Annotated in this window: 14 protein-coding genes; 6 read left to right on the top strand and 8 right to left on the bottom strand. The window is 70.4% G+C overall.

Going from position 1 to position 15126, the window contains the following annotated elements:
• Complete coding sequence (locus OG303_RS08465) at positions 1 to 1422, bottom strand: lipase maturation factor family protein (RefSeq protein ID WP_405866400.1); 1422 nt, start codon at positions 1420 to 1422, stop codon at positions 1 to 3.
• A 134-nt stretch (positions 1423 to 1556) separates the two neighbouring features.
• Between OG303_RS08465 and OG303_RS08460 the strand changes: the two genes are divergently transcribed.
• The 3 genes from OG303_RS08460 to OG303_RS08450 all read left to right on the top strand — a co-directional run bounded on the left by OG303_RS08460 (position 1557) and on the right by OG303_RS08450 (position 5826).
• Positions 1557 to 2726 (top strand): DUF6777 domain-containing protein, encoded by a 1170-nt coding sequence (locus tag OG303_RS08460; RefSeq protein WP_405866398.1) that lies wholly within the window; start codon positions 1557 to 1559, stop codon positions 2724 to 2726.
• A gap of 82 nt (positions 2727 to 2808) precedes the next feature.
• Positions 2809 to 4920, top strand: a complete 2112-nt coding sequence (locus OG303_RS08455) for a SpoIIE family protein phosphatase (RefSeq protein ID WP_405866396.1) — start codon at positions 2809 to 2811, stop codon at positions 4918 to 4920.
• 42 nt (positions 4921 to 4962) lie between these two features.
• Entirely contained in the window at positions 4963 to 5826 is an 864-nt protein-coding gene (locus OG303_RS08450) for an Fpg/Nei family DNA glycosylase (RefSeq protein ID WP_405866395.1), read from the top strand.
• An 11-nt stretch (positions 5827 to 5837) separates the two neighbouring features.
• Here OG303_RS08450 and OG303_RS08445 read toward each other — a convergent pair whose 3' ends face one another.
• The 4 genes from OG303_RS08445 to OG303_RS08430 all read right to left on the bottom strand — a co-directional run bounded on the left by OG303_RS08445 (position 5838) and on the right by OG303_RS08430 (position 8703).
• The gene (locus OG303_RS08445) at positions 5838 to 6605 is read right to left on the bottom strand and encodes a MerR family transcriptional regulator (RefSeq protein ID WP_405866393.1); all 768 of its coding nucleotides are present in this window, start codon (positions 6603 to 6605) and stop codon (positions 5838 to 5840) included.
• 73 nt (positions 6606 to 6678) lie between these two features.
• A complete protein-coding gene (locus tag OG303_RS08440) occupies positions 6679 to 7335 on the bottom strand; it encodes an anti-sigma factor family protein (protein WP_405866391.1) in 657 nt (218 codons plus the stop codon).
• A gap of 151 nt (positions 7336 to 7486) precedes the next feature.
• Positions 7487 to 8002 (bottom strand): hypothetical protein, encoded by a 516-nt coding sequence (locus tag OG303_RS08435; protein ID WP_405866389.1) that lies wholly within the window; start codon positions 8000 to 8002, stop codon positions 7487 to 7489.
• 155 nt (positions 8003 to 8157) lie between these two features.
• Positions 8158 to 8703, bottom strand: coding sequence for a sigma-70 family RNA polymerase sigma factor (locus OG303_RS08430; RefSeq protein WP_405866387.1), 546 nt, complete (start codon positions 8701 to 8703; stop codon positions 8158 to 8160).
• A 236-nt stretch (positions 8704 to 8939) separates the two neighbouring features.
• Between OG303_RS08430 and OG303_RS08425 the strand changes: the two genes are divergently transcribed.
• The gene (locus tag OG303_RS08425) at positions 8940 to 10091 is read left to right on the top strand and encodes a CapA family protein (RefSeq protein ID WP_405866385.1); all 1152 of its coding nucleotides are present in this window, start codon (positions 8940 to 8942) and stop codon (positions 10089 to 10091) included.
• A gap of 11 nt (positions 10092 to 10102) precedes the next feature.
• On the opposite strand, the gene OG303_RS08420 is transcribed toward OG303_RS08425, so the two are convergent.
• Positions 10103 to 10585 (bottom strand): MarR family winged helix-turn-helix transcriptional regulator, encoded by a 483-nt coding sequence (locus OG303_RS08420; protein WP_405866383.1) that lies wholly within the window; start codon positions 10583 to 10585, stop codon positions 10103 to 10105.
• Positions 10586 to 10642: 57 nt separating this feature from the next.
• Between OG303_RS08420 and OG303_RS08415 the strand changes: the two genes are divergently transcribed.
• Positions 10643 to 11458 (top strand): alpha/beta fold hydrolase, encoded by an 816-nt coding sequence (locus tag OG303_RS08415; protein WP_405866381.1) that lies wholly within the window; start codon positions 10643 to 10645, stop codon positions 11456 to 11458.
• On the opposite strand, the gene OG303_RS08410 is transcribed toward OG303_RS08415, so the two are convergent.
• Together OG303_RS08410 and OG303_RS08405 are read right to left on the bottom strand one after the other, a co-directional pair.
• Positions 11455 to 12288 carry a hypothetical protein gene (locus OG303_RS08410; RefSeq protein ID WP_405866379.1) on the bottom strand — a complete coding sequence of 278 codons (834 nt, stop codon included), beginning with the start codon at positions 12286 to 12288 and terminating at the stop codon, positions 11455 to 11457. The two genes, OG303_RS08415 and OG303_RS08410, sit on opposite strands and share 4 nt — an antisense overlap.
• Before the next feature lie 118 nt (positions 12289 to 12406).
• Positions 12407 to 13819: an amino acid permease gene (locus OG303_RS08405; RefSeq protein WP_405866377.1), complete on the bottom strand. Its 1413-nt coding sequence runs from the start codon at positions 13817 to 13819 to the stop codon at positions 12407 to 12409.
• A 182-nt stretch (positions 13820 to 14001) separates the two neighbouring features.
• Here OG303_RS08405 and OG303_RS08400 point away from each other — a divergent pair, with 182 nt between their 5' ends.
• On the top strand, positions 14002 to 15105 hold the full coding sequence (locus tag OG303_RS08400) for an isopenicillin N synthase family dioxygenase (RefSeq protein ID WP_405866375.1): 1104 nt from the start codon (positions 14002 to 14004) through the stop codon (positions 15103 to 15105).
• Positions 15106 to 15126 lie beyond the last annotated feature (21 nt).

The raw sequence follows: 15126 nt of genomic DNA, 5'->3' as shown, positions 1-15126 counted from the left end.
TCAGGACCTCTGAGTCACTCCCTCCAGCCGCGTGGGCGGCAGGTACTCCCGCACATACGTCCGCTCCCAGCAGGCCCCCGTCGCCCGCAGCTCGCGCCAGGTCGTGTACCGGTAGCGGAAGAGGCGGGCGCGGATGTAGCGGGGCGGTGCGTCGGGTGGGAACGGGGAGCGGCGCAGCAGACGTAGCGTGTCGCGGTCGTTCTCCAGGAGCCGTTCCACCAGCGCACCGAACCACGTACCGGCGTACGAGGGCGAGAGCGCGGCGAACCACATCAGCCAGTCGAGGCGCAGGTGGTACGGCGCGAACTGGCGTGGCCAGCGCCCCGGATCGCCCGGCTTGCCCTTGAACTCGTACTCCCGCCAGTCCGAGTCCTCGTGCGGTACGGCGTCGTCCGTGCCCTCGACCACCACCTCGTACCGGATCCGGCTGACGCTGCCGAACGCGCCGTAGGTGTTGACCAGATGGAGCGGGTCGAAGGAGCGGTTCATGATCTGGCGGCGGGAGAGCATGTTGCGGACCGGGTGGTAGCTGAGCGTGAGGAGCAGCGCGGCGACCGCGAGGACCACGACCTCGTACCAGAGCGGCGCGGCGGGTTCGGACGGTGCGTCGGCCGGGAGATCCAGCGCGGACACGGCGAGCACGATGGTGATCCAGTTCAGCCAGGCGAAGTTCCCCGACAGCACCAGCCACAGCTGGGTGACGATCATCAGGGACGCGGCGGCCGTGGCGACCGGCTGGGGAGTGAACAGCAGTACGGGGACGACGAGTTGGGTGACGTGGTTGGCGGCCACCTCTACGCGGTGCAGGGGCTTGGGGAGGTGGTGGAAGAACCAGCTCAGGGGGCCCGGCATCGGCTGCGTCTCGTGATGGTGGTCCAGGCATGTCAGCTTCCGCCAGCACGCGTCGCCGCGCATCTTGATCAGGCCCGCGCCGAACTCCACCCGGAACAGGATCCAGCGCAGCAGGAAGAGGACCACGATCGGCGGGGCCACCTCGTCGTTGCCGAGGAAGACGGCCAGGAAGCCCACCTCCAGCAGCAGGGACTCCCAGCCGAAGGCGTACCACGTCTGGCCGACGTTGACGATCGAGAGGTACAGGACCCAAGGGACCAGCCACAGCAACATCCCCGCCCAGAGGGGGAGTCGGGAGTCGAGTCCGGCGATCAGCGCCACCGCGACCGCGCAGCCCGTCCAGCAGCAGGCCGCGAACAGCCGGTCCGAGAAGCGGAGTTGGAACACGCTCGGCGCCTGCCTGAAGCGCACCCGCTCGACGAAGCGGGGGACCGGCAGCATGCCCCGCTCACCGATCAGCGCCCGGAACTGCAGGGCCGCCGTCAGGAACGCCACGAGGTACAGGCCGGCCAGAGCCCGCTGGAAGACCAGCCGGCTCAGCCAGTACTCGGGTGCGGTGAACCAGTCCACGGCCGTGCGCTCCTCACTCCATTGTCGCGCCGAACCCTATGTCACCCTCCGTATATCCCTCTTCCGCTTGCGTAACCCAAGTGAGTGAAGCAGACAATGGTGACGAATTACCTGAAGTGAGGCGGGAGGACGAGGTGCGGACAGCCACCGGAACCTTCGCCACGGCCTGCGCGCTCTCGGCGGCGCTCCTCGTCGCCGGCTGCGGCGGCGACGGCGGCGACAGGGCCACGCGGTCGAGCGGAGAGGTCTTCCTCCAACCCGCCGCCGCACAGGGCCCGGACCCCTTCACGGACTCCACGGCCCTCCCGTCCCCCGCCGTCCGCACTCCACAGCCGGACCCGTCGACGCCGACCGGAGCCACGCAGCCGGTGCGATCGGTCTCGGGCTCCACGCCCGGCCTCTATGCCGGCACCGCACGCGTCGGCAGCTGCGACGTGGCCCGGCAGATCGGCAAACTGACCTCCGACCAGGCCAAGGTCCGCGCCTTCGCGCAGGTCGAGGGTGTCTCCCAGGCGTCCGTCGCCGACTATCTGCGGGGCCTCGCCCCGGTCGTGCTGCGCGCCGACACCCGGGTCACCAACCACGGGTTCCGCGCCGGCCGGGCCACCGGCTATCAGTCCGTGCTCCAGGCCGGCACCGCCGTCCTCGTCGACAACCGGGGCGTGCCGCGCGTCCGTTGCGCCTGCGGCAACCCGCTGAAGCCGCCCGTGGCGACACAGGGCGGCCAGGGCACCAACGGCCGCCCCTGGTCCGGCTACCGGCCGGACCAGGTGATCGTGGTGACGCCGGCGCCCCAGGTCATCACCGGCATCACGATCATCGACGTCGTCGGCAACACCTGGATCGAGCGGCCCGTCGGCCACGACGTGCACCACGACCACGTCGTGCCCCCGCCGGCGTCGGCCACGACCACACCGCGACCGACACGGACGCCGAGTCCGGACGGCAACGAGTCCGGCACCGCCCCGAGCAGGTCCGCCGACAGCGCGTCCCCCGGCGACGAGAGCTCGTCCCCGTCCGATCCGGCCACCGGCTGCGAGACCCCGACGGTGACCGTCACGCCGGGCGCCACCCGCGACGTGCCGACCGGGAAGCCGTCCGCCGGGCCGACCGACTGCGCGACGGCGACCGTCACGGCCGTACCCCCGACGACGAAGCCCGAGACCTCCCCGGACGCCACGGACGGGATCGGCCCCGAGACCGTGCCGAACACCCCCGACGTGCCCGACGGCGGCGGACTGGTCCCCGACAACGACACCACCAGCGTCATCTTCGACAGCCCCACCAACGTCTTCGACAGCTGACCACCGACGGCGACCGGGCGGCCCGAGAATTCCTCCGTGCTTCCCGGTCGAAGAATCGGGCGAATCCTGGCAGGGTGGCTCCATGGTTGATCGGGGAGCGAGCGCCCTGTCACTCCCGGACGACTGGCCCGCCCACCCGGATCCGATCCTGGCGCTCAACCGCATGGGCAGCTTCGACTGGGACCTGGATACCGGTCTGTTCCACATGGACGCCCAGGCCCACGAGGTCTTCGACGTGCGCCCCGACGAATACGACGGCCACCCCGAGACCCTCTCCGTCCGGGTCCCCACGGCCGAGGGCCACCGGCTCGACACCCTCGTCGCGCAGGCCCTGAAGGACGGCAGCGAGAACTACGGCGCCTACTTCCGCATCCGCCGCCGGGACGGCACCCTGCGCTGGACCCACACCCAGGGCTACATCCGGCGCGACGAGACGGGCCGTCCGCGCCGCATCATCGGCATCGTCCGGGACGCGACCCAGGAGCTCGGCGACAGCGCGCCCGGCAGCGAGCGGGCCGCCCAGGACGCGGCCAGGCGAGAGCAGACCAACGTCGTGCAGCTGACCACGGCCGCCCTCGCGCACGCCCGCACCGTCCAGGACGTCATCGACGTCCTCAAGGACACCCACGGCCTCACCCACCTCGGCGCCACCAGCCTGGTCATGGGCCTGGTCGAGGCCGGCCGCATCCGGCTGATCGCCGAGGGCCCCGCGGGCAGCTTCGTCCCCGGCACCGACGTCACCCGCATCGACGAGCAGTACCCGATGAGCGAGGTCGTACGAACCCTCACCCCGCGCTTCATCGAGTCCCCCGAGGAGTTCGCCGACAGCTACCCGCTCCTGTGGCCGCACCTCACCGACCTGCACATCACGTCCGCCGCCTACCTCCCGCTGATCGCCCAGGCCCGCCCGATCGGCTCCATGGGCCTGCTCTACAGCGACCGGCGCGGCTTCTCGGCCGAGGAGCGCAACGTCCTGGTCGCCCTCGGCAGCAGCATCGCGCAGAGCCTGCAGCGGGCCATGTTCTACGAGCAGGAGAAGGACCTCGCCACCGGCCTCCAGCAGGCCATGCTGCCGCGCACCATCCCCAGCGTCCGCGGCGCCGACGTGGCCGTCCGCTACCGCGCCGGCACCGCCGCGGGCTCCCTCGGGCGGGACATCGGCGGCGACTGGTACGACCTGATCCCGCTGCCCGGCGGCCGGGTCGGCGCCGTCATCGGCGACGTCCAGGGGCACGACACGCACGCGGCCGCCGTCATGGGCCAGCTCCGTATCGTCCTGCGCGCCTACGCCGCGGAGGGCCACACCCCCGCCACGGTCATGGCCCGCGCCTCCGTCTTCCTCCACGAACTCGACACCGACCGCTTCGCGACCTGCCTGTACGCCGAGGCCGACCTGTCGACCGGAGTGGTCCAGGTGGTCCGGGCCGGGCACATCGACCCGCTGATCCGGAGCACCGACGGCAGCTGCCGCCGCGTCTCCCTGGCGGGCGGGCTGCCGCTCGGCCTGTCCGCCGAGTTCGGGCGCCTCGAGTACCCGGTCGGCACCCTCGAGCTCGACCCCGGCCACACGCTGCTCCTGTGCACCGACGGCCTGGTCGAACAGCCGGGCGCCGACCTCGACGACGGCATGCGGACCCTCACCGCACTGATCGCCACCGGCCCGCAGGACGTACGGGATCTCGCCGACTGCCTCATCGACGTCGCCGAGGAACGCGGCGGCGACGACGACGTGGCCCTGCTCCTGCTGCGCCGCCGCGGTCTGGACAGCGCGCAGTCCGGCGGCCGGCTCCAGCAGCACGTGGCACCGGGCGACCCCGAGGCGCTCGCCGAGGCCCGGCACATGATCCGGGCCGCGGTCCGCGCCTGGGGCGCCCGGGACCGCGCCGACGAGATCGAGCTGGTCGCCGACGAGATGATCACCAACGCGCTCATGCACACCGAGGGCTCCGCGATCGTCACTCTCAGGGTCCTCGCCGGCAGCGAGCGCCGTCTGCGCGTCGAGGTCGAGGACTCCTCCAGCGCCCTGCCGCGCCGCCGCGAGGCGGGGGAGTCGGGCGTCTCCGGGCGGGGCCTGCTCCTGGTCGACCTGCTCACGGACGTGTGGGGCGTGGAGGCGCGCGGCGGCGGCAAGTGCGTGTGGTGCGAGTTCGTGGTCCCGGAGGACGACTCGTCCACCGACGGCACCGTCGGTTGATCCCACCTGGCACTGTCGGTGCCGGGTGGCACTCTGGAACGTATGCCGGAACTCCCCGAGGTGGAAGCGCTCAAGGACTTCCTCACCGAGCACCTGGTCGGGCACGAGATCGTGCGGGTGCTGCCCGTCGCGATCAGCGTCCTCAAGACGTACGACCCCCCGCTCACGGCCGTCGAGGGCCGCGAGGTCACCGCCGTGCACCGCCGCGGCAAGTTCCTCGACCTCGAGACGGACGGCGGCCCGCACTTCGTGACCCACCTGGCCCGCGCCGGCTGGCTGCACTGGAAGGACAAACTCCCGGACGGCCCGCCCCGCCCCGGCAAGGGCCCCCTCGCGCTGCGCGTGGCCCTGGAGACGGGCGAGGGCTTCGACCTCACGGAGGCGGGCACCCAGAAACGCCTCGCCGTCTACGTCGTCCAGGACCCCCAGGAGATCCCGGGCGTGGCCCGCCTCGGCCCCGACCCGCTCGCCGACGACTTCGACGAGAGGCGCCTCGCGGAACTCCTCGGCTCCGAACGACGTCAGCTCAAGGGCGCCCTGCGCGACCAGAGTCTGATCGCCGGCGTGGGCAACGCCTACAGCGACGAGATCCTGCACGCGGCGAAGATGTCCCCCTTCAAACTCGCCGCCTCCCTCACCCCCGAGGAGACCACCCGCCTCTACGCGGCCCTGCGCACCACCCTCACCGAGGCGGTCGACCGCTCCCACGGAGTCGCGGCCGGCCGCCTGAAGGCGGAGAAGAAGACCAACCTCCGCGTCCACGGCCGCACCGGCGAGCCCTGCCCGGTCTGCGGCGACACCATCCGCGAGGTCTCCTTCAGCGACTCCTCGCTCCAGTACTGCCCGACCTGCCAGACGGGCGGCAAACCGCTGGCGGACCGCAGAATGTCCCGGCTGCTCAAGTAGCCACCGTGCCGTCAGGCAGGGCTGTTGCGGGCCTGCTCCAGATAGTCCGCCAGCGCTCGCCACTCGTCGGCCGGAGCGTCGGGGTCGCCGGACATGGCGGCCGGATCGTCACGCCAGGCTTTGCGCACACCCGTGGAGATACGGGCGTCGCCGCCGCTGAACAGGACGCTCAGCTCATCCATACGGGTCACCAGCCGACGGACCTTCGGATCGGTGGGAGGAGTTCCGGCCGTCCGGAGCCGGTCGGCCCTGCGGTACAGCTCCGGCCACTCGACCTCGAGCAGGTAGTGCGTGGCGGGCCCCAGGGCGGCGGCACGAGTCCGCAGGACCTGAATCTGGTCGGCGTCCAGGTGGCGGCCCAGCGTGTCCTCGCCCTCCGGACCGGTGTCGCCGATCGCCCGCAGCGCATCGAGCAGAGACGTGGTCGTCGGAGGCCGCCCGCCCGACAGTTCGTCTTCGAGCCGCACGAGCCGCTCCCGCAGGACACCCAGCGCGGCGATGGACGCCTCCACTGCGGCCCGGTGGTCCCGGAGCAACCGCGCCGGGTCGACCCCGGCGTCGAGGCAGACGGCGATGGTGTCCAGGGCCAGCCCCAGACTGCGCAGCGCCAGCACCTGATAGAGCCGGACGAGGTCTTCCTCGACGTACTCCCGGTGTCCGCCCGTGGTGCGGTGCGAGGGGCTGAGCAGCCCGATGGTGTCCCAGTGGTGCAGCGTGCGCACGGTCAGGCCGCTGGCCTCGGCGAGCCGGCCCACCTTCCAGGTGGCAGAAAGGGTCATACGGCAACGATGCATCCTCACACCGCGTGAGGTTCAAGTCGTGACCGCGACTGATCCCGCTGCCCCAACACTCCTAGCGGGGCTGGAGCGTCACCAGATGCTCGCCCTCCGCGGTACGGACCTCGTACCGGGCGATCTCGCTGGTGTGCATGGCCGAACTGCCCTGCATGGTGATGGGGTGGGCGTCGTGGCTGGGCACGGTCCAGCTGGTCAGGATCTGCTCGGAGCCGTCGCGGCCGATGGCGATCAGACGACAGGAGCGCGGGCCCGCGCCGTCCTTCACCTCCAGCTTCACCTGGCTGCCGGTGGACTCGTCCTGGGTCGTCAACTGGGCCCATACGCCCGACTTCGCGTCGGTCGCGGCGACTTGGACGGCCCCGGTGCTGCTGCCGTGCGCCATCATCGTGGTGATGCCGGGCCCGGCGATCCCGATCGCCACGGACGCGGCGACGGCGTACAGGAAGCGCCGTCGGCCCGCCCGGTGCCGGGTCGCCACAGCGCCGAGCAACCGGTCGAGCAACTGGGGACCGGGCCTCGTCATGGGGCTCACGAACCGTGGGGTCGCTCGGCGGTACAGCATCATCTGCCGGGTGATGGGCCCGAATTCGGTCACGTGAGCGGCGCAGCGCGCACACTCCATGAGGTGGTCCTCGAAGCGGAAGGCGTCCGCCTCGTCCAGCACGCCGAGCGCGTACGCGGCGACGTCGCGATGCCTCTCCTGGGACCTCATGCCGAATCCTCGTGCCGTTGGGTGCGGGTGGGGTTACTCCTTGCTCCCACCGGTACGCACCAGACAGTCGAATCACTCAAGGCATCCACAGAATCGCAACCAAGGGATTCGGAGCGGGCCGACTCCCGGATTGGTCCGATTCTGAACGAGTCTAAAAAAGGTGGATGGCGAGATGCCCCAGTGGCAGTCCCAGTTGCCACGCCTTCGTCCACACCTTCGGACCCTCGTCCTCACCGACCACCGCGGCACCGCCCGGCACCGCGTTCAGGTCGGGCGCGAGCAACTCGGTCTCCTCCAGCCAGCGCCAGGCCGCCTCCGCCAGCTCCAAGTCGGGAGCGGGGCCCGCGGAATCGACCGCCTCGGCGCAGAGCTTCGCCATCCGCTCGCCCACCCAGTCCTGCCACGGCTGGTCGTACGCGGTCAGGGACAGCCAGGTCTCCAGCTGGGAGACCACCCGGATGCCGGGAAGTTCGCCGTCCATGTCCGACAGGAAGATGGTCAGCGCCAGCGCGTCCCGTCCGGCACGGAACTCGAAGGACGTCGGCGGCATCAGGTCGCCCGTCCGCAGCAGTTCGTCGGCGATGTACTCGGCGTACAGCCATGCCATGGGGACGACCAGTTCACCGCCGCCGGTGCCGTCCGTGCTCTCTTGACCTCTGTGCAGCATCCCTTCCTGCCTTCCTCCGGTGCGTGCGCGTCGCCCGACTCCGGGTCCCCGTCAGGACCCCGAGCCCCCAGTCCGGAACACGGATGAAGACAGCTGATTGCTCAACCCATGTCTTCAGCAAGGCGCTTTACGGAGGTTTGACTCAGCAATCCGTTTCACCGCAGGTCGGCTGCGTATCCCGGAAGCACCCTGCGCAGGGCGCGCAGCGCGTAGTACGCGCGGGATTTCACGGTACCGGGCGGAATCCCCAGGGCCTGCGCGGCCTCCGCCACACTCGCCCCCTGGAAGTACACGAGCACCAGGACTTCACGGTGCTCCGGAGTGAGTGTCTTCACAGCCTCGCGTACATCGAGGGCGGCGGCCGCCCGCTCGGCGTGGTCGCCGATCACGCGCGCGTTCTCCAGGATCGCGTCGTGGACCTCCGGCGGACGCGCCTGCCGGGCCCGCCGCGCGTCGATGGCGAGCCGCCGTCCCACCGTCATGAGCCACGGCCGTACGGACTCGAAGTCGTCGGCGCGCAGCGCCTCGGGATGCTGCCAGGCGCGGACGAGGGTCTCCTGCACGAGGTCCTCGGCGCGCTGCCGGTCGCCGTCACAGAGCCGGAGGAGGAGCGCGAAGAGGGGCCGGCCGTGCTCCCGCTGAAGTGCGGCGAGCTCGTGCTCGGCGGTCGTCGCGTTCGTGAGGGTGGTTCCGGCCGTCATGGGCGTATGGCATCGCAGGGTGCCGTTTACGGGACAGGCCCCGTGCCGGGATCTGCGGCGGACGGTCGATCGCGTCGACGAACGGTTCGACGAACGGTTGCGGGCACCCCCACGCGGCGGTCTCTGGCGCCCGCTCGTGGGCGCCGGACGGGCTAATCGGTGCGCCCGAGTTGTTTGGGGGCGCTCTCAACTTCGTACGTATTTGTCCGTAAATAGGAACAAAGTGGGGTGAGCTGATGATTGCACGCAGACGACAGGTTGCCCTGGCCCTGACGGTCCTTCTGACAGCGGGCGCCGCCTGCCAGGCCCAGCGGCACGAACGGTCCACCGGCGCCGGACGCCCGGCGCCGGCCGTTGCCCGCGGATTCACGCTGGTCGCCTCCGGCGACGTCCTCCCGCACAGCGCCATCATCGACCGCGCCCGTTTCGACGGCGGCGGCGCCGGCTACGACTTCCGCCCGATGCTCTCCGGCGTCAAACCCCTCGTCTCCCGCGCCGATCTGGCGCTGTGTCACATGGAGACCGTTTACGGGGCGAACGGCGACTACACCGGTTACCCCGTCTTCAAGTCCCCGCCCGAGGTCGCCCAGGGCCTCGCCGTCACCGGCTACGACGGATGCTCCACCGCCTCCAACCACAGCCTCGACGACGGCGCCGACGGCATCCGCCGCACCCTCGACGCCCTCGACCGCGTGGGCGTGCGGCACGCCGGTTCGGCCCGCACCGAGGCCGAGGCGCGCACCGTCACCGTCCTGCGCGCGGGCCCGGCGAAGGTCGCCCACCTCGCGTACACGTACGACACCAATGGCCTCCCGCTGCCCCAGGGGCAGCCCTGGGCCGTCAACCTCATGAACGAGAACAAGATCATCGAGGACGCCCGGGCGGCCCGGCGGGCGGGCGCCGACGTGGTCGTCGTCTCCCTGCACTGGGGCACCGAATGGCAGGACGCGCCCGACCAGCAACAGCTCGCCCTGGCCCAGCAGCTCACCGCCTCCCGCACGGGCGGCCGCCCCGACGTCGACCTCATCCTCGGCACCCACGCCCACGTCCCGCAGGCGTACGAGAAGGTCAACGGCACCTGGGTCGTCTACGGCATGGGCGACCAGATCGCCGGCGAGATGACCAACAACGACGGCGTCCAGGACCCGCGCGGCAACGAGTCCACCCTCGGCCGCTTCACCTTCACCCGGCCCGCCCGACCGGGTGACCGCTGGGCGGTCACCAAGGCGGAGTTCATTCCGCAACTGTTCGACGTCGACGCCGGGCGGACGGTGAACCTCAACCAGGCGCTCGCCCAGGGCGCCGACGTGAAGGGCGTGCGCGACCGGATCCGGGACGTGGCGCTCAGCCGGGGCGCGGCGAAGGACGGGCTGACGATGGGGCAGTAGGGCGATGGGCGTCAGTCCACGTCCACGTGGTCGAAGGTGCGCAGCATCTCCTTCAGTACGCGTACGCACGCCCGGAGTTCGGCGTCGGTCAGATCGCCGCCGACCTGCCGGTTCAGGGCGTGCTCACGCGCGAGGATCGCGTTGATGACGGCCGTGCCCTCGTCCGTGATCCGGATCAGCGAGGACCGCTGGTGCGCGGGGTTGGGCGTAGCCTCCGCCCAGCCCCGGTCCACCGCGTCGTTGACCATGCGCTGCACGAACTGCCGGGTCAGCGCCATGACCCGGCCCATCTGAGGCACCGTCATGGGCCCGTACCTGTGCAGCAGGACCAGGACGGAGCGCACTCCGACGGACACCCCCTCGACCGCCCCGGCTGCTTCGTCCTGCTCGAGCTTGCGCAGCCCGCGCCGGTAGAGCGCACCGATGAGGTCGAACACCTCGCTGATGTGGTGGCCGAGATCGTCGGGTGGCAGCGGTGCGTCGATGTCGTTCACCCGGCCATCATGACACCTAGGTTGCCAAAGCCCTCTGAAGATGACACCTTGGTTGTCATGACAGTTGCTTCGGAACTGAGCTGCTTCACGTCCACCGACGGTGACCTCGCCTACCTCGACACCGGCTTCGGGGACCTCGTGGTCCTGCTGCACTCCGGATACGTCGACCACCGCCTCTGGAACGACCAGATACCGGCCCTCGCCGCCGGGTACCGCGTGATCGCCCCGGATGTGCGCGGCCACGGATCCTCCGTCAACGCGAGCAAACCCTTCCGCTGGGCCGACGACCTCGCCGAACTGCTGCGCCACCTCGACGCCGGGCCCGCGGTCCTCGTCGGCCTGTCGATGGGCGGGTTGATCGCCACCGACACGGTGCTGGAGTACCCGGAGCTCGTGCGCGCGGTGGTCACCTGCGGTGCCGCGACCGGCGACTTCCAGTACACGGACGACTGGACCCGGGAGATCCAGGCCGAGTACGCCCGTACCCTGAGCGCCGGTGACATCGACGGGTGGCTCGACGTCTTCGTGCGGGTCGTGCCCGGCCCGTACCGCAGTGCCGACGACGTCGACCCGGACATCTCGCGCCGGTTGAAGGAGATGGCCTTCAACTCGCTCTCCAAGCACACGCCCGGCGAGAAGGACTGGCATGTGCGCGTGACCGATTCCTGGCCCCGACTGCCGAAGATCGACGTCCCGGTGCTCACCGTCAACGGCACGCTCGAACCTCCGGAGATGCTCGACGCGGCCGAACGTCTCGTGCGCGCCGTCCCCGACGGGCGTGCCGAGACCGTCGAAGGCACCGGCCACTATCCGAACATGGAGAAGCCGGAGGTCTACAACAAGATCCTGCTGGACTTCCTCCGTACCCTCTAGGAGGCGCTGGGGGAGGGGCTCGCGGAGGGCGACGCGGGCGGGTAACTCGGGTGCAGCGAACGGGACAGCGGAGCCAGCGACTTGCACATCGAGGTCGGGAAGTCCGGTTCCTTTCGCTGTACGACACGGCAGCCGCCGGCCGCGCCTTCCGCGATCGGGACCCAGCCGGACTTCTTCGCCTTGAAGAACCAGCGGTCGCCCAGCCGGGACGAGCAGGCGGGATCCGCGGTGTTGTCACCGCAGGCCGGTCCGGTCCGCCAGGAGAAGTCCGTCACCAGCCACTTGCCGTCGCAGTCCTGCGAGTCCCGGTACGTGTGCGCGGGCGCGTCGACCGCGATCAGTGCCTGCTCGTAGGAGGCGGTCGTGCAGCCGGTGGCGGGCGGCGTGCAGCCCAGCTGCCCGCACAGTCGCAGCGCGGGCAGCTTGGCGCCGTCGGCGGTGAACTGCACGTCCTGATCGACGACCAACTCCCGGGCGTCCAAGGGGGCGGGCAGCCGGACCCGCGCCGTGGCCACCTTCTCCTTGGTGCATCCGGAACGCATGTCCCCCGACGGCGAGGAGAACGTCACCTGAACCCGCACGCTGTTCTCCACGGGTTCGGTCAGCACCGCCTTGAGATCCCGCATGCACGGGTGCTTGCCGCTGGGCACCCGTGCGTCGACGAGCAGCGTGCGGCCGTCGCCGGAAAGGCGGGCTCCCGTGATGCCGGAGGGCTCCGCCGTGGTCCACGGGATGGGCCCGGTCGGCGAGGCCGACGTCTCCCGACCGGCCACCTGCGTCCCGCACGCGCCGAGGAACAGTACGGCGACAGCGCAGAGCACTGCGCTCACGACTGTTCCGCGCGTTCTGCCTGATCGCATCAGCGCTCAATCCCCCCGTACCGCACCGGTGTTGCTCCGACCGATGCAGAACTCTAGCGGCGAGTCCGACGCCAGTGGCGGGCCGGTCCTAGTGGCGAGCCAGCTCCGACCGCTTGTAGGAGTACCCGAAGTAGATCCCGACCCCGATCAGGAACCACACGGCGAACCGCACCCAGGTCTGCCACTGCAGGTAGGTGATCAGCCAGATCGAGGCGACGACACCCAGCGCGGGTACGAACGGCATCCACGGTGTCCGAAAGGTGCGCGGCAGGTCCGGCCGCCGGTAGCGCAGCACGATCACCGCCGTGCACACCACCACGAACGCCAACAGGATGCCGATGTTGGTCAGTTCGGCCGCCTCACCGATCGGCAGGAACCCGGCGATGACGGCCGACGCCACCCCGACGATCCAGGTCACACGCGTCGGCACGTGCCGCGTCGGGTGCGTCTTCGCGAACCACTTGGGCAGCAGCCCGTCCCGGGACATGGAGAACCACACCCGGGTCACGCCCAGCATGAACGTGAACATCACGGTGAGGATGCCGATGATCGCCCCCACCGCGATCACGTCCGCGAGACCGCCCAGCCCCACCGACTTGAACGCTGTGGAGAAGCCACTCTCCTTGTCGATGTCCTTGTAGTCCTGCATACCGGTCAGCACCAGGCAGGCGGCCACGTACAGGACCATCGAGATGACCAGCGAGTAGATGATCGCCTTCGGCATGTGCCGCTGCGCGTCCTTGGACTCCTCGGCCGCCGTCGACATGGCGTCGTACCCGAAGACCGCGAAGAACACGGTCGCCGCACCGGTGAAGGCCCCGCCGACCCCGTACGGGAAGAACGGGTGGTAGTTCCCGGTGTCGATGTGGAAGACGCCGACGGCGATCACCAGCAGTACGACCAGGACCTTCAGTGCCACCACGGCGGTCTCGAAGCGGGCCGCGTTCCTCATGCCCATGTTCAGCAGCCACGCGATCAGCAGGCACAGCACGGCCGCGAACAGGTCGACCTTGTGCCCGCCGCCGGTGCTCGGCGCGCCCAGCATCCACTTCGGCAGCTCGGCGCCCATGTCCTCGACCAGGAAGCTGAAGTACCCGGAGATGCCGATCGCGACGACCGCCACGATCGCCGTGTACTCCAGCAGCAGGTCCCAGCCGATGAACCAGCCGGCGAACTCGCCGAGCACCGCGTAGCCGTACGTGTAGGCCGAGCCGGCCTTCGGGATGAGTCCCGCGAACTCGGCGTAGGACAGTGCGGCCGCGGCACTCGCGACGCCGGCTATCAGGAAGGAGACGAGGACTGCGGGCCCCGCCGTACCGTTGGCCACGGTGCCGGCGAGGGTGAAGATGCCCGCGCCGATGATGCCGCCTACGCCGATCGCGGTCAGCTGCCACAGTCCGAGCGACCGGTCCAGACGTGTGCCCTCGCCGACTTCCGTCTCCTCGATGTGCTCGATCGGTTTGCGCCGGAGAATCCCCTCGCCCATGCGGAGCCGGGCCATGCGCCTCACCCCTTCACGTTCGGCAACGGTTGACGGCCGATCATGATGGTCCAGCCGCGCGAGAGAGGGAAGACGTCGCGCAGATACGTGGCGAAACCATCTGAACTGAACGGCTGTTCAGGACGGAGGGCTCCGCAGTAGTTTGGCGCGCAACCACTCGCATCGCTCGCGGAGTACCTCGAATGGGCAGTGACAAACGGACTCTGACGCCACTTCAGACCTTCCGGATACCGTCCGCCGTCGACGGAACGGACACCGACCGGACGCCCGGCCGGACTGTTGACCGGGCTCGTGACCGGGCTCTGGGCCGGGCCCTCGTGGCGGCGTGGCAGGCGGACGGTATCTTCCAGATCCACGCCACCCCGGCCCAACAGGCCGCCACGGAACGGGCGTTGGCCGCCTCCCGTGCCTTCTGCTCACGCCCGCTGAAGGAGAAGACGGCCCACGTCTCCGACCTCACCTACAGCGGCTACGTGGCCTCCGGCGAGGAGGAGACCGCGGGCGAGAGGGACGGCTCGGAGATCTTCACCGTCTGCCCCGACATACCGGCCGACGACCCCCGCGTCATCGAGCGCTGGCCCTGCCACGGCCCCGTGCCCTGGCCCTCGTCCGCCTACGCCCGGGCGATGAAGGACTACATGGCCGCGGTCGGCGAGATCGGCCACCGCCTGCTCCGGCTGACGGCCCTCGGCCTGGGCCTCGACGACCCCGACCATTTCACCCGCCTCACCGCCGACGGCTGGCACCACATGCGGGTCCTGCGCTTCCCGCCGGCCGACGCCACCTCCGAACGCGGCATCGGCTCCCACACCGACTACGGCCTGCTCGTCATCGCCGCCCAGGACGACGTCGGCGGCCTCTACATCCGCCCGCCCGTGCCCGGCGAGGAACGCGGCCGCAACTGGCTCCCCGGCGAGTCCATGGCCGGCCGCTACGAACACGACGACCCCTGGACCTACGTCACCCCGGTCCCCGGAGTCTTCACCGTCTTCCCCGGCGACATCATGCAGTTCATGACCGGAGGCGCCCTGCTCTCCACCCCGCACAAGGTCCGCCTGGCCACCCGCGAGCGCTACACCCTCGCCTACTTCCACGAGCCGAGCTTCAACGCCGTCGCCCGCCCCCTGACCGCCCCGGGCGCCGACGAGCACATCCACTACGGCACCCACTTCACCTCGATGTTCAGAAGGTGCTACCCGCGACGCATCACCACGGCCCGGATGAACACGGAGGGACGCCTGAAGATCCTCGACCACCTGCGCGAGGAGGCACTGCACGCGCAGTGAACCGCCGGCGCTCACAGCTCG

This window comes from Streptomyces sp. NBC_00005, assembly GCF_045160215.1.
Classification (GTDB): domain Bacteria; phylum Actinomycetota; class Actinomycetes; order Streptomycetales; family Streptomycetaceae; genus Streptomyces.
This window is presented reverse-complemented; position numbering and strand designations above follow the sequence as displayed.